The sequence below is a fragment of the Streptosporangium sp. NPDC050855 genome (assembly GCF_044456585.1).
In the GTDB taxonomy this organism is placed as follows: domain Bacteria; phylum Actinomycetota; class Actinomycetes; order Streptosporangiales; family Streptosporangiaceae; genus Streptosporangium; species Streptosporangium longisporum.
In genome coordinates, this window is sequence record NZ_JBITFY010000015.1 from 1 (window position 1) to 13,068 (window position 13,068).

Genomic DNA, 13,068 nt, shown 5'->3' on the forward strand with positions numbered 1-13,068 from the left:
AGGTAGTCCTCCAGCGACCGCGTCGAGCGCCAGCTGGAGGCCACCCGGGCCGGCTCACGCACCACATACCCGGCCACCCACACCCGCCCCGATTCAGGGTCTTCGTCGTTGACACCGGTGTTGCCGATGTGCGGCGCGGTCATCGCGACGATCTGACGGTGATACGACGGGTCGGTCAGCGTCTCCTGATAGCCGGTCATCCCCGTGTTGAACACCATCTCACCGAAGGTCTCCCCCTCGGCTCCGTAGGGGGTCCCGTGGAAGACACGTCCGTCCTCCAGCACCAATACCGCGGTCATTCACCCACCCCGATCATCTCGGTAACAACACCACAAAGTATGAAATATCCGGCACGCTGGGGAGTGGTCCGTCCGCCATGCGGGACGCTCCCGGATCCCGGCCGGGCGTGCGGGGGCCTCCGGCGCGCCGCGCGGCCGTTCACGGACGCGTGGCGGGCGGCGGGTACGGCGGTCCTCACGTGAGCTTCCCGTCCAGGACGGTGGGCCTGCCGCGCAGGAAGGTCGCCACCACGCGGCCGGGCAGGGTCAGCCCCTCGTACGGCGTGTTGCGGCTCTTGGAGGCGTAACCCGCGGGGTCGACCGCGGCGCGCACCGACGGGTCGTAGAGGGTGATGTTGGCCGGTTCGCCGGCCTCGATCGGCCTGCCGTGCCCGGCGAGGCGTCCGATCCTGGCGGGCGTGCGGGACATGCGCTCGGCGACGCCGGCCCAGTCCAGCAGCCCGGTCTCCACCATCGCCTCCTGCACCACCGCGAGCGCCGTCTCCAGACCGATCATGCCCATCGCCGCGGCGGCCCACTCGGTCTCCTTGTCCTCGACCGGGTGGGGGGCGTGGTCGGTGGCGACGCAGTCGATCGTGCCGTCGGCCAGGGCCTCGCGCAGCGCCATGACGTCCGCGCGGGTGCGCAGCGGCGGGTTCACCTTGTAGATCGGGTTGTAGGAGCCGACCGGGGAGTCCTCGACCAGCTCGTCGGTCAGCAGCAGGTGGTGCGGGGTCACCTCGGCGGTGACGTCCCAGCCCTTGGACTTGGCCCAGCGGATGATCTCCACCGAACCGGCGGTGGAGACGTGGCAGATGTGCAGGCGCGAGCCGACGTGGGCGGCCAGCAGGCAGTCGCGGGAGATGATCGCCTCCTCGGCGACCGCGGGCCACCCGGTCAGGCCGAGCCTGCCGGAGACCGCGCCCTCGTTCATCTGGGCGCCCGCGGTCAGCCTCGGCTCCTGGGCGTGCTGGGCCACGACGCCGTCGAACGCCTTGACGTACTCCAGCGCGCGGCGCATGAGCACCGCGTCCGAGACGCACTTGCCGTCGTCGGAGAAGACCCGCACCCGCGCGGCGGAGTCGGCCATGGCGCCGAGCTCGGCCAGGCGCTCGCCCTGCAGGCCGACGGTGACGGCGCCCACGGGCCGCACGTCGCAGCGGCCCGACTCCTGGCCCAGGCGCCAGACCTGCTCGACGACGCCCGCGGTGTCGGCGACCGGGTCGGTGTTGGCCATGGCGTGCACGGCGGTGTAGCCGCCCAGGGCCGCGGCCCTGGTGCCGGTCTCCACGGTCTCGGCGTCCTCGCGGCCGGGCTCGCGCAGGTGGGTGTGCAGGTCCACCAGGCCGGGCAGGGCGATCAGCCCCGCGGCCTCGACGATCTCGACGGGTTCCAGGCCCGGACGGCCCTCCAGGTCGCGGCCGACCTCGGCCACCAGCCCGTCGTGGACGAGGATGTCGGCGGGCTCGCCGCCGAGGATCCTGGCGCCCCTGATGAGGAGGCTCTCGCCGCCGGTGCCGTTACGCTCGTCCATCTACTTCTCTCCCCCGAGGTCGGCGCCGCTGAGCAGCAGGTACAGGACGGCCATGCGCGCGGTCACACCGTTGGCGACCTGCTCGACGATCGTCGAGCGCGTCGAGTCGGCCACCTCCGCGGCGATCTCCATTCCCCGGTTCATCGGCCCGGGGTGCATCACGATGGCGTGGTCGGGCATCTTGGCGACGCGGTCGCGGTCGAGCCCGTAGCGGCGGCTGTACTCCCGCTCGGTGGGGAAGAACGCCGCGTTCATCCGCTCGCGCTGCACGCGCAGCATCATCACCACGTCGGACTTGGGCAGCACCCCGTCCAGGTCGTAGGAGACCTCGCACGGCCAGGTGTCGACGTTGACCGGGAACAGGGTCGGCGGGGCGACCAGGGTCACCTGGGCGCCGAGGGTGGCCAGCAGCAGCACGTTGGAGCGGGCCACCCGGCTGTGCAGCACGTCGCCGACGATGGTGACCCTGCGTCCCTCCAGCGGGCCGAGGCGGCGACGCATGGTGAAGGCGTCCAGGATGGCCTGGGTGGGGTGCTCGTGGGTGCCGTCCCCGGCGTTGACGACGCTGCCGCGCACCCAGCCGGCCAGCCGGTGCGGCGCGCCCGAGGCGCCGTGCCTGATGACGACGGCGTCGGCGCCCATCGCCTCCAGGGTCAGGGCGGTGTCCTTGAGGGACTCGCCCTTGGAGACGCTGGAGCCCTTGGCCGAGAAGTTGATGACGTCGGCCGACAGGCGCTTGGCCGCCGCCTCGAAGGAGATCCTGGTGCGGGTGGAGTCCTCGAAGAAGAGGTTCACCACGGTGCGCCCGCGCAGGGTGGGGAGCTTCTTGATGGACCGTTCCGAGATCTTCGCCATCTCGTCGGCGGTGTCCAGGATGAGGAGCGCGTCGTCGCGGGTCAGGTCGGCCGCGGAGATCAGGTGCCGCTTCACCGCTCGTCCCCCTTCAGCAGCAGGACCGCGTCGCGGCCGTCGTTCTCCTCCAGGTAGACCTTGACGTTCTCGGACTTGGAGGTCGGCAGGTTCTTGCCCACGTAGTCGGGGCGGATGGGCAGCTCGCGGTGGCCCCGGTCGACCAGGGCGGCCAGCTGCACGGCCTGCGGGCGGCCCAGGTCGTTGAGGGCGTCCAGGGCGGCGCGGACGGTGCGGCCCGAGTACAGGACGTCGTCGACCAGGACGATCAGGCGGCCGTCGATGCCGTCCGCGGGCAGCTCGGTGCGGCCCAGCGCGCGGGCCGGTCGCAGCCGCAGGTCGTCGCGGTACATGGTGACGTCCAGGGAGCCGACGGGGACGGCACGGCCCTCGAACTGCCTGATGTGGGCTGCCAGCCGGCGGGCCAGGTGGACGCCGCGGGTGGGAATGCCCAGCAGGACGACGTTCTCGCCGCCCTTGGTGCGTTCGAGGATCTCGTGGGAGATGCGGATGAGGGCCCGGTTGATGTCGGGCTCCTCCAGAACTGCGCGGGCGCCACTGGGCGCACGCGAAACGGCCTCGGCCAAGGGGTGACACCACCTTTCCCGCCTCACGGGACGGGTCTTAAAGGAAGTCGATGCCCTCACGCTACCAGCCGGGTCCCGGTTCGCCCCGGGCGGGGGCGAGGCCCGGGACGGGCCCGACGAGGACACGGGACGAGCCCGGCCGCGGCGGCCCGGTGGGGCCTACCTCTCCGAACCTCCCTCAAAAGTGAACAAATATCCCAATATTCCCTGACTCTCAGTTGCCCGGATGGGTATGCGCCTTACACCCGCCCCACGGCGAAGCACGTCCGGGCGCCCGGGCGATCCCCGGCGACGCCCTTCCGACGCTCTCGTCACCAGCCGAGAAGGAACACACATGACCTTTCACGTCGACTCCGAGGTCGGTCGGCTCCACCAGGTCCTGCTGCACAGGCCCGAGCTCGCCCTGAAACGGCTCACACCGTCGAACAAGGACGACTTCCTCTTCGACGACGTGCTCTGGGTGCAGCGCGCCGTGGAGGAGCACGAGGAGTGGCAGAAGCTCCTGGTCGACCAGGGGGTGACCGTCCACATGCTCTCCGACCTGCTGCGCGAGACGGTGGAGATCCCCGAGGCGCGCAAGCACATCCTGGACGGCGTCACCGACGAGCGCTTCTTCGGCCCGATGGCCGTCGACGCCGTCCGCAACGCGCTGGACTCGATGGACTCCCCGACGCTGCAGCGCTACCTCACCGGCGGCATCACCAAGCGCGAGATGGTCGAGATGGGCACCGACCCCAAGAGCCTGGCCTTCCACACCCTGGGCCCGGACGACTTCGTCCTTCCCCCGCTGCCCAACCACCTGTTCACCCGCGACACCTCCTGCTGGATCTACGACGGCGTCTCGATCAACCCGATGAGGAAGAAGGCGCGCCGCCGCGAGACCGTCAACATGGAGGCGGTCTACCGCTACCACCCGACGTTCGCCCCCGGCTACGACCGGCCCGGCGAGGGCGGCTACAACGTCTGGATGGCCGGCACCCCCTCGGCGCCCGCCACCGTCGAGGGCGGCGACGTCCTCGTCCTGGGCGGGGGCGTGGTGCTGGTGGGGATCAGCGAGCGCACCCAGCCGCAGGCGGTGGAGATGCTGGCGCGGAGCCTGTTCGCGCGCAGGGCGGCCACGAAGATCGTCGCGCTGAACATGCCGAAGGCGCGGGCGTTCATGCACCTGGACACGGTCATGACCAACGTGGACGTCGGCGTGTTCACCAAGTTCGCCGGGCTGGGCATGCTGCCCTCCTACACGGTCGAGCCCGGGGACAACGAGAAGGAACTCAAGATCACCGATCATCCCGCCGAGGACATGCACCGGGCCATCGCGCGGGCGCTGGACCTGGACGACATCAAGGTCCTGACCGCCGTCCAGGACGTGTACGCCTCCGAGCGCGAGCAGTGGGACGACGGCTGCAACGTGCTGGCCCTGCGGCCGGGCGTGGTCGTGGCCTACGAGCGCAACACCACCACCAACAACCACCTGCGCGCCAACGGGATCGAGGTGATCACGATCCGGGGCAGCGAGCTGGGCCGGGGCCGCGGCGGCCCGCGCTGCATGAGCTGCCCGCTAGAGCGCGAGGGCGTCTGAGCGACGGCCCGGCCACTCCCGGGACACGGCGGATCACCCCGCGACGGCACAGCGAAGCGAAGGAAAGAGAGGACACATGGCTTCGGTAGCCCGCCGGCTGTTGCGCACCAAGCCCACCGAGGAGATCGTCGCCGAGGGCGGCCACGGCGAGGGCGGTGAGCTGCGCAGGACCATGACGCTGTGGCAGCTCACCCTGTTCAGCATCGGCGCCACGCTCGGCACCGGAATCTTCGTGATCCTCGGCCAGGCCGTGCCCAAGGCGGGCCCGGCGGTGGTGGTCGCCTTCCTGCTGGCCGCGGTGACCGCCCTGTTCTCCGCGCTCTCCTACGCCGAGCTGGCGGGCACGATCCCGGTGGCCGGGTCGTCGTACTCCTACGCGTACGCGACCCTGGGCGAGCTGGTGGCGTGGGTGTGCGGCTGGTGCCTGATGCTGGAGTACGCCGTCTCGGTGGCCGCGGTCGCGGTCGGCTGGGGGGAGTACCTCAACGCCTTCCTGAACGACCTGTTCGGCTGGACGCTGCCCGCGGCCCTGACCCACTCCCCCGGCGACCAGGGCGGTGTGATCAACCTCACCGCGATCCTGATCGTCCTGCTGGCCACCTGGCTGCTGCTGCGCGGCGCCTCGGAGAGCGCCGGCGCCAACGCGATCTTCGTGCTCATCAAGATCGTGGTGCTGGTGTTCTTCTGCGTCGTGGCGTTCACCGCGTTCGAGGCGGGCAACCTGGCGCCGTTCGCGCCGATGGGGATCGCGGGCATCACCGCCGCGGCCTCGCAGGTGTTCTTCTCCTACATCGGCTTCGACGCGGCCTCCACGGCCGGTGAGGAGGCCAGGAACCCCAAGCGGGACCTCCCCCTGGCGATCATGCTCTCGCTGGGCGTCGTCACGCTCGTCTACGTGCTGGTCGCGCTGGCCGCCGTCGGCGCCATGCCCTGGCAGGAGTTCGACCCGGAGAGCACCGAGGCCGGCCTGTCACTGATCGCCAAACAGGCGGCCGGCGCCACCTGGCCGGGGCTGATCATCTCCTTCGGCGCGGCCATCGCCATCGCCAGCGTGGTCCTCACCGTGCTGTACGGCCAGACCCGCATCCTGTTCGCCATGTCCCGCGACGGGCTGATCCCGAAGATCTTCCAGAGGGTGAGCCCGCGCCGCCGGGTACCGGTCGCCAACACGCTCATCGTGGCCCTCTTCGTCTCGGTGCTGGCCGGGTTCATCCCGCTGGGCCAGCTCGCCGAGGCCACCAGCATCGGCACCCTGTTCGCCTTCGCGATCGTCAACCTGGGCGTGCTCGTGCTGCGCCGCACCCGTCCGGACCTGCCGCGCGGCTTCAGGACCCCGTTCTTCCCGGTCACCCCGATCCTCGGGGTGGTCCTCTGCATCGTGGTGATGGCCGGCCTGGCCGGTGTCACCTGGCTGGCCTTCGGGATCTGGATGGTGGTCGGCCTGCTCGCCTACTTCCTCTACGGCTACCGCCACTCGCGTCTCAACGGGAGCGACCGATGAAGATCGAACACGTGCTCGCCGGGTTCGTCCCCGGGTCGCGGGGCCGGGACGGGCTGGCCCTGGCCCTGCTGCTGGCCCGGCAGGCCGGCGCAAGGCTGACCGTCGCCCACGTGCACGTGCCGGCCTGGACCACACCGGGCCCCGGCAAGGTCGACGCCGAGTGGCGGGCCTACGTCGCCCGGCAGGCCGCCCACACGCTCTCCCAGGCGCGGGAGCTGCTCTCGGACGTACGGGACGTGGAGATCGACCTCCTCTCGCACGGCCACCGCGGCAGCGGGCGCGGCCTGGCCGAGCTCGCCTGCCGGATCGGGGCCGACGTGGTGGCCGTCGGCCCGGCACCGCGCGGCGCGCGCGGGCGCATCAGCCTGGGCAGCACCGCCGACCAGCTGCTGCACGGCTCACCGGTGCCGGTGGCGCTGTCCCCCCACGGGTACGCCGTCACGGCCCCGGACCGGCTGGCCCGGCTGGCGGTGGCCTACCGGCGCGGTCCCGCCTGCGCCGAGATCGTCCGGCAGGCCGCCACGGCCGCGGCCGGGATGGGCCTGCCGCTGCGCCTGATCACCCTGGTGACGGGCGGCGGGCGGCGGACCGGGATCGGCCGGGAGATGCTCGACCGGCTGCGCGAGCAGGTCGCGGCCGACCTGGAGGCCGCGGCCCTGGCGCAGGGGGGGCCGGGGGACGCCACCGGCGTGGAGGTGGAGGTGCTGGAGGGCGGGGACGTGGCGGCGGCGCTGAGGAGCTCCGGCTGGCACGAGGACGCGGTACTGATCTGTGCCTCCAGCCGGACGGGACCGTTGCGCCGGGTATTCCTCGGCGACATGTCCCTGAAGATCATACGCGCCTCGCCGAGCCCTGTGATCATGTTGACCCGGCTCCCGCGGACGGCGCGGGAGGCGGCCCGGAACCCCCGAAAAACCTGATGTTTCGCGCGACCGCAGGGGACGATTGCGGCGTTTGAGGCGGACCCCACCGGACCGGATTCGACATCTTTTTTCCAATCAGCTTGACCTTAGGCGCCCACCGCTTTACCGTCACTGTCCGTAACCACACCTCGGAGCGTTATCGGATGAACCCTGACGCACCGGTCACCACAGGTGCCTGCCCCGGGCGCCAACCCGGTGACTGGGGCATAAGTTGCGAGGTAGCACAATCAAGTTGAGAGCAGTACATAGAGAGCCGGGGGGCCACACCATGCCGTCTGAGTACGCCAAGTCACTGGGTGCAAGACTTCGTGCCATCCGCACCCAGCAGGGCCTTTCCCTGCACGGGGTCGAGGAGAAGTCCCGTGGGCGCTGGAAGGCGGTGGTCGTCGGTTCCTACGAGCGTGGCGACCGGGCCGTCACGGTGCAGAAGCTTGCCGAGCTTGCCGATTTCTACGGGGTGCCGGTCTCGGAACTGCTGCCCGGAGGGGCCGCTCCCAGCCCTCTCGGCCCGACACCGAAGCTTGTCATCGACCTTGAGCGCCTCGCCCAGCTCCCCAAGGAGAAGGCCGGCGCGCTCGCCCGCTACGCGGCCACCATCCAGAGCCAGCGTGGTGACTACAACGGCAAGGTGCTGTCCATCCGCCAGGAGGACCTGCGCTCCCTCGCCGTGATATACGACAAGTCCCCCAGTGAGCTCACCGAGGAACTGATCGGCTGGGGCGTCCTGGACCCCGAGGCTCGCCGAGCCGTCGAGTCCTTCTGACGGCCTGACCGGTCGTGGGTGCGCCGGATCCGGCGTGCCCACCCCGCCGCCGATAATCCCGCTCTCAGCTGAAGACGTCTTTCCTCCCGCCCCGCCGTCGGCCACTGTGGTAGGAAAAGGCAGACATGCCCTCGGCGAGATGTGGTGGAGATGGCTCCGGGAGACGATCGGCCCGATCGTTCTCGATCGCGCCCTGAAAGCCGCCTTCGCGCCCTCATGGCCTCACTGGGCTCGACCAGGACGCGGGCCTTCCTGCGGTTGCTGACCTCGATCGGCACCACCAGGACGCAGGACACCCTCAAGCTGCTGCCGTTCGTCGTGATGGCCGTCGTGGCTTTGATCGACTTCGGCTCGGGCCCCACCTCCGGCCTCCTGCCGCTGCTCGCCCTGGGCCCGGCCTTCGCCAGCGTGGCGTGCGGGCTGACCCGCACCACCGTGGTCGGGGTGGTCGCCTTCGCCCTGTGCATCATGCTGGGCCTCTACAACGACATCCTCTGGATGCCCCGCACGAACATCACCATGGTCGCCATCCTCGGCGTCACCGTGGCCAGCGTGCTGGCCAGCGCCGGGCGGCTGCGCCACGAGAACCAGCTCGCCGACGTGCGCTCGGTGGCCGAGGCCGCCCAGCGGGTGCTGCTGCGCCCGGTCCCGCGCCGGGCCGGCCCCGGCATCGGCGTGGCCGTCTCGTACACCTCCGCCACCGCCGAGGCCAGGATCGGCGGCGACCTGTACGAGGTCGTCAGCACCCCGCACGGGGTCCGGATCATCGTGGGGGACGTCCAGGGCAAGGGGCTGGAGGCGGTGGAGACCGCGGCCGTGGTGCTCGGCGCCTTCCGGGAGGCGGCCCATGACGAGGGAACGCTCCAAGGCGTGGTGGCCCGCCTGGAGAACGCCCTGACCAGGGAGCTGTCGGGCGAGCAGTTCGTGACCGCCGTGCTGGCCGAGATCGGCGGCGGGTCCGCCATCACCGTCGTCAACTGCGGCCACCCGCCGCCCATGGTGCTCGGTGGTGACGGCGGGATCTGGTTCGCCGATCCGCCGGACGAGGCGCTCCCCCTGGGCATGAGCTCACTGGAGACCAGCAGGCCGCAGCCCTACCGCGTCCCGTTCGAACCGGGTGACCAGGTCCTCTTCTACACCGACGGGGTCATCGAGGCCCGCGACGGGGCCGGGGAGTTCTACCCGCTGGCCGAGCGGGCGCACCTGCTGGACGGCGCCGATCCCCAGGGATCGCTGGACGCCCTCCGCGCCGACCTGCTGCGCCACGTGGGCCGGCCGCTGGGCGACGACGCGGCCATGCTGCTCCTGCGCCACCGCGCCGCCCACCGCACCTCCTCGACCTCCTCGGCCGCCTGAGACCGGGCGGGCCCGCCCCGCCGGGGAGCGTGAGCCGATCGGGGATCAAGGCCGGGAATCGCGAGCCGGCCGGTCAGGGGAACGAGGAGCGGCTCGCCTGGCGGAGAGGCGGCCTGCCGGAAGACGCGGCCCGCCGAGAAGGTGTGACCGGCCGGCGGGAAGGCGTGACCGGCCGAGGTGGTATGGCCCGCTGAGGGAGTGCGGCCGGGAAGGTGTGACCGGTCGAGAGGGGTATGGCCTGCTGAGGGGGGTGCGGCCGGGGAGCGTGGGCTACCGGCCGGGAAAGGCCATGCCGGGGGTGGACTACCCGGCCAGGGGCACACGGCCGGGGAGCATGGGCTGCGTCGGCACGCCGAGCAGGTCCTCCACCGCGTTGACGAAGCGCTCCGCCTCCGAGATGAGCTCCTCGGCGTCCCTCGACGACACGACGCGGGTCATCCCCGCCTCGGCCGAGGCGCGCTTGGCGGCGCTCATCTCGAAGTAGGGCGCCCAGTCGGCCAGCCGGGGCTCTGCCTCGGGCAGCAACTCCCAGGCACTGCGGAGCCGGCGCCTGCGGCCCTGCATGGGACGGGGGCGCGCGGCCAGGACAGCGGCCGCCGCCCTCAGCGCCGCGAGGTGCGCCGCGACATAACGTGTGGCGGACGTCCGGGCGGCGGCTGCCTCTTCGAGGCAGTCACGCGCGTCTGTGAGGTGCGCCCGCACCGTGGGGGACAACCGGGGCCCGCCGGAATCGCTGAGCCGAGGGGTCATGCGCTTCAGCCTCCTTGGTCGCAAGCGGCTCCCGACGTTTTCGCCGGTGGATACCACACTTTCAGACCCCACCGACAAATTCGCCGGACGGCCGGACGAGGAGCTTCCCCTCTCCCCGCCCGTCCCGACCGGGCCCGATCGTCTCCGCCGACGACGTGGGCCCGCCCGACCGCCCTGGACACGGGCCGCAAGGCGCCGCGTCATTACCATCGAACATAAATTCGACCACTCGCACTGTCAAGTAGAACGGCGAACAAAAGTTCGATCTTCGGTATCCGTTCACGCGCACGAGAAGGCCCCGGGAGGAGGAGAACGGACCTCCCGGGGCCTTCGAAGAGCGGTACCGGATCGAACCGGCGAGCCCTGAGCGCGTCATGGGCCGCGCACCACGAGCGGCAGATCATGAACGGCGGGTCGTGAAAGGCTCGCGATGAGGGATACGTCACAGTCGGCACGTCACCGCGAACCCATCGCGACATGAGTGTCACCACGGGCGCGTCGCCGCGGGCGTGTCACGCGGCCGGCGGGTCAGGGCCGGCCGCGCCGTCCGCTAGCGGACGAACCTGCCGCGTACGTGAACCGGCACCCCCGTGCCGAGCAGGCCGGGCAGGACCTCCGCCACGTGCATCGGCAGCCGGACGCAGCCGTGGGAGGCGGGCGCCAGCGGCACCGACAGCGCGCCGTGGAAGGCGATGCCGCCGTTGAAGAAGATCGGGTTGTAGAGCTGTCCCAGGTAGGAGACGTGCCAGCCGTCGCGGCGCCAGGTGGTCTTGTAGTCGCCGGTGGGCGTGCGGGCGTTCCCGCAGAACCGCTGGGTCCTGCCCTGCCAGGTGGCCGTCTCGCAGTAGGCGATCCCGCTGCCCGAGGAGATGTGGCTGACCAGCTTCACCGCTCCGCCGGCGTAGAGGACCATCACCTGCTTGGTGAGGTCGACCTCCACCCGGGTCGGCTTCCCCCTGGTGACCAGCACCCTGGGCGCCCGGGGCGCCTCCAGCGCGGTCCAGGTCCTGCGTGCCACCGTGCTGGTCGGCCGGATGCCGTTCACCTTCTGGAAGGCCCAGACCGCCGCCAGGGTCGCCCCGCCGTAGCGGCCGTCGATCCTGCCCGGCAGGTAGCCGAGCGCGGCCAGCCTGCTCTGCAGCGTCTTCACCGCGGCGCCCTTGGCGCCAAGCTTGAGCGTCTTACCGGGCGCGGCGAAGCCGGACCCGGCGGACGCCGTCCCGGGCGTCACGGCCGTTCCGGACACCCCGGAGATCCCCGGCACGGCCGAGGTCCCGGACGTCGCCGTCGTCACGGCCACCGCCGAGGCCGCGGCCGGAGCCGTGGCGGCGACCGCCCAGGACGCGGAGGACGACACCGACACCGAGGAGAAGAGCACGGCTCCCGCCGTCGTCAGCGCGGCCGTTCTCAGCCGCCGTCCAACCCCCATTTTCCACCAACTCCTCATATCACTATCGATCGGGTCAAGGGACCATAGCGCACGCCTTCCCCGTGCACGTGGAGCGTCATGTGGCGGCGATGGGCCGTCGATCTGTTTAGAGTGTCCGCGTGTCAGAAAAGTTGCATCCGAACGTCGAGAAGGTCGCCGCGGCACTGCGCGAGCACGGCGTCCCCGGCGAGATCGTCTTCTTCGCCGAAGCCACCCCGACCGCCGCCACCGCGGCCGCGCAGCTCGGCTGCGAGGTCGGGGCCATCGCCAACAGCCTCGTGTTCGATGCCGACGGCGAGCCCCTCCTGGTGCTGACCAGCGGCGCCCACCGGGTGGACACCGCCCTGGTCGCCGGGAGGATCGGCGCGGCGAGGGTACGGCGCGCCGATGCCGCCTTCGTCCGGGCGGCCACCGGCCAGGCCATCGGCGGGGTCGCCCCGATCGGTCACCCCGCGCCGATCAGGACCCTGGTCGACACCTGGCTCGGCCGGCACGAGGTCGTCTGGGCCGCCGCGGGCCACCCGCACACCGTTTTCCCGACCTCGTTCGACGAGCTCGTCCGCATCACCGGCGGCGTCCCCGCCGAGGTCGAGTGAGGGATCGCGCGCGCCCGGCCGGTCGTGGCCGGGCCCGCCCGGCGCGGTGGCTCGGCGCCGCGACCGCCCTGCTAGGGTGCGATGCGTGACCGGACTGCGACGGATCGGCCCCGACGAGTTCACGCTCCGGCTGGACGCGGTCCTCGACGTCTACACCAGGGCGATGAACCCACCGGCCGACCAGCTCCCGGGGCGCAGGGCGATCATGCGCAACCACGCCGCCCACCCCGCCTTCACCTGCCTGTTCGCCGAGGACGAGACCGGTACCCCGGTGGGCGTGGCGTACGGCTTCCACGGGGTCCCGGGCCAGTGGTGGCACGACGTGGTGCGCCGCGCCCTCGTCGAGCGGCACGGCGAGGACCACGCCCGGCAGTGGCTGGGGGACGCGCTGGAGCTCGCCGAGATCCACGTCCACCCCGACCACCAGGGCAAGGGCATCGGGCGGGCGCTGGTGGTCGGCATGTGCGCGGGCCGCCTGGAGCGCACCGCCGTGCTCTCCACCCGCGACGGGGGGCCCACGGCCGCCCTGCACCTGTACCGGAGCGTCGGTTTCGTGGACCTGCTCACCCGGTTCGTCTTCCCGGGCGGGCACGAGCGTTACGCGATCCTCGGCGCGGCCCTCCCCCTGGGCGGCTGACCCCGGGGTCCTAAGCACCCGCCGGCCCGGGGCCCCACCGGGCCGAAGCACCCCGCACCGGCCTGCGGCCCCGTCGGCACGGAGCGCTGCCGGCCCGAGGCACCGCGTCGGTCCCCCGGTCCGAGACGCCGCGCGGGCACCCGGGCCTCCCGGGACGGACCTTCCCCGGAAGAACCGGCGGCCGGCCGCTCCGAAGCGCGACCGGCCGCCGGCCCGGAGTGACCGC

General features: G+C 71.8%; 13 protein-coding genes. 7 read left to right on the forward strand and 6 right to left on the reverse strand.

All coding sequences use genetic code 11. From position 1 onward, the window contains the following. The 4 genes from ACIBCT_RS27255 to pyrR all read right to left on the reverse strand — a co-directional run. Positions 1–299, reverse strand: a 299-nt coding sequence (locus ACIBCT_RS27255; protein ID WP_399193235.1) for a carbamoyl-phosphate synthase domain-containing protein, incomplete at its 3' end; no start/stop codon positions are given. A 175-nt stretch (positions 300–474) separates the two neighbouring features. Further along, entirely contained in the window at positions 475–1,812 is a 1,338-nt protein-coding gene (locus ACIBCT_RS27260; RefSeq protein WP_399193237.1) for a dihydroorotase, read from the reverse strand. Next, positions 1,813–2,742, reverse strand: coding sequence for an aspartate carbamoyltransferase catalytic subunit (locus ACIBCT_RS27265; protein ID WP_399193239.1), 930 nt, complete (start codon positions 2,740–2,742; stop codon positions 1,813–1,815). Next, positions 2,739–3,308, reverse strand: coding sequence for a bifunctional pyr operon transcriptional regulator/uracil phosphoribosyltransferase PyrR (gene pyrR, locus ACIBCT_RS27270; protein WP_399193241.1), 570 nt, complete (start codon positions 3,306–3,308; stop codon positions 2,739–2,741). Before pyrR ends, ACIBCT_RS27265 begins: the two co-directional genes overlap by 4 nt. A 334-nt stretch (positions 3,309–3,642) precedes the next feature. Here pyrR and ACIBCT_RS27275 point away from each other — a divergent pair, with 334 nt between their 5' ends. From ACIBCT_RS27275 to ACIBCT_RS27295, 5 genes are all read left to right on the forward strand, one after another. After that, positions 3,643–4,887: an arginine deiminase gene (locus tag ACIBCT_RS27275; RefSeq protein ID WP_399193243.1), complete on the forward strand. Its 1,245-nt coding sequence runs from the start codon at positions 3,643–3,645 to the stop codon at positions 4,885–4,887. A 76-nt stretch (positions 4,888–4,963) separates the two neighbouring features. Beyond that, positions 4,964–6,388, forward strand: coding sequence for an amino acid permease (locus ACIBCT_RS27280; RefSeq protein WP_399193245.1), 1,425 nt, complete (start codon positions 4,964–4,966; stop codon positions 6,386–6,388). Continuing rightward, positions 6,385–7,308: a universal stress protein gene (locus ACIBCT_RS27285; RefSeq protein WP_399193247.1), complete on the forward strand. Its 924-nt coding sequence runs from the start codon at positions 6,385–6,387 to the stop codon at positions 7,306–7,308. The genes ACIBCT_RS27280 and ACIBCT_RS27285 overlap by 4 nt, the downstream gene beginning before the upstream one ends. 271 nt (positions 7,309–7,579) lie before the next feature. Continuing rightward, positions 7,580–8,074 (forward strand): transcriptional regulator, encoded by a 495-nt coding sequence (locus ACIBCT_RS27290; protein ID WP_030910010.1) that lies wholly within the window; start codon positions 7,580–7,582, stop codon positions 8,072–8,074. Positions 8,075–8,290: 216 nt separating this feature from the next. Beyond that, positions 8,291–9,430: a PP2C family protein-serine/threonine phosphatase gene (locus ACIBCT_RS27295; RefSeq protein ID WP_399193249.1), complete on the forward strand. Its 1,140-nt coding sequence runs from the start codon at positions 8,291–8,293 to the stop codon at positions 9,428–9,430. Between the two features lie 303 nt (positions 9,431–9,733). Here ACIBCT_RS27295 and ACIBCT_RS27300 read toward each other — a convergent pair whose 3' ends face one another. Both ACIBCT_RS27300 and ACIBCT_RS27305 read right to left on the reverse strand, forming a co-directional pair. Beyond that, positions 9,734–10,180: an SAV_6107 family HEPN domain-containing protein gene (locus tag ACIBCT_RS27300; RefSeq protein ID WP_344896586.1), complete on the reverse strand. Its 447-nt coding sequence runs from the start codon at positions 10,178–10,180 to the stop codon at positions 9,734–9,736. Between the two features lie 550 nt (positions 10,181–10,730). Continuing rightward, entirely contained in the window at positions 10,731–11,609 is an 879-nt protein-coding gene (locus tag ACIBCT_RS27305; RefSeq protein WP_399193252.1) for a peptidoglycan-binding protein, read from the reverse strand. 119 nt (positions 11,610–11,728) lie between these two features. Between ACIBCT_RS27305 and ACIBCT_RS27310 the strand changes: the two genes are divergently transcribed. Both ACIBCT_RS27310 and ACIBCT_RS27315 read left to right on the forward strand, forming a co-directional pair. After that, on the forward strand, positions 11,729–12,205 hold the full coding sequence (locus ACIBCT_RS27310) for a YbaK/EbsC family protein (protein ID WP_399193253.1): 477 nt from the start codon (positions 11,729–11,731) through the stop codon (positions 12,203–12,205). Between the two features lie 85 nt (positions 12,206–12,290). Next, the gene (locus ACIBCT_RS27315; protein ID WP_399193255.1) at positions 12,291–12,842 is read left to right on the forward strand and encodes a GNAT family N-acetyltransferase; all 552 of its coding nucleotides are present in this window, start codon (positions 12,291–12,293) and stop codon (positions 12,840–12,842) included. Positions 12,843–13,068 lie beyond the last annotated feature (226 nt).

Excerpts from the sequence above, each read along its gene's own strand:
- ACIBCT_RS27260 (WP_399193237.1), bottom strand. The coding sequence starts at position 1,812 with ATGGACGAGCGTAACGGCACCGGCGGCGAGAGCCTCCTCATCAGGGGC.
- ACIBCT_RS27275 (WP_399193243.1), top strand. The coding sequence starts at position 3,643 with ATGACCTTTCACGTCGACTCCGAGGTCGGTCGGCTCCACCAGGTCCTG.
- ACIBCT_RS27280 (WP_399193245.1), top strand. The coding sequence starts at position 4,964 with ATGGCTTCGGTAGCCCGCCGGCTGTTGCGCACCAAGCCCACCGAGGAG.
- ACIBCT_RS27285 (WP_399193247.1), top strand. The coding sequence starts at position 6,385 with ATGAAGATCGAACACGTGCTCGCCGGGTTCGTCCCCGGGTCGCGGGGC.
- ACIBCT_RS27290 (WP_030910010.1), top strand. The coding sequence starts at position 7,580 with ATGCCGTCTGAGTACGCCAAGTCACTGGGTGCAAGACTTCGTGCCATC.
- ACIBCT_RS27295 (WP_399193249.1), top strand. The coding sequence starts at position 8,291 with ATGGCCTCACTGGGCTCGACCAGGACGCGGGCCTTCCTGCGGTTGCTG.
- ACIBCT_RS27300 (WP_344896586.1), bottom strand. The coding sequence starts at position 10,180 with ATGACCCCTCGGCTCAGCGATTCCGGCGGGCCCCGGTTGTCCCCCACG.
- ACIBCT_RS27305 (WP_399193252.1), bottom strand. The coding sequence starts at position 11,609 with ATGGGGGTTGGACGGCGGCTGAGAACGGCCGCGCTGACGACGGCGGGA.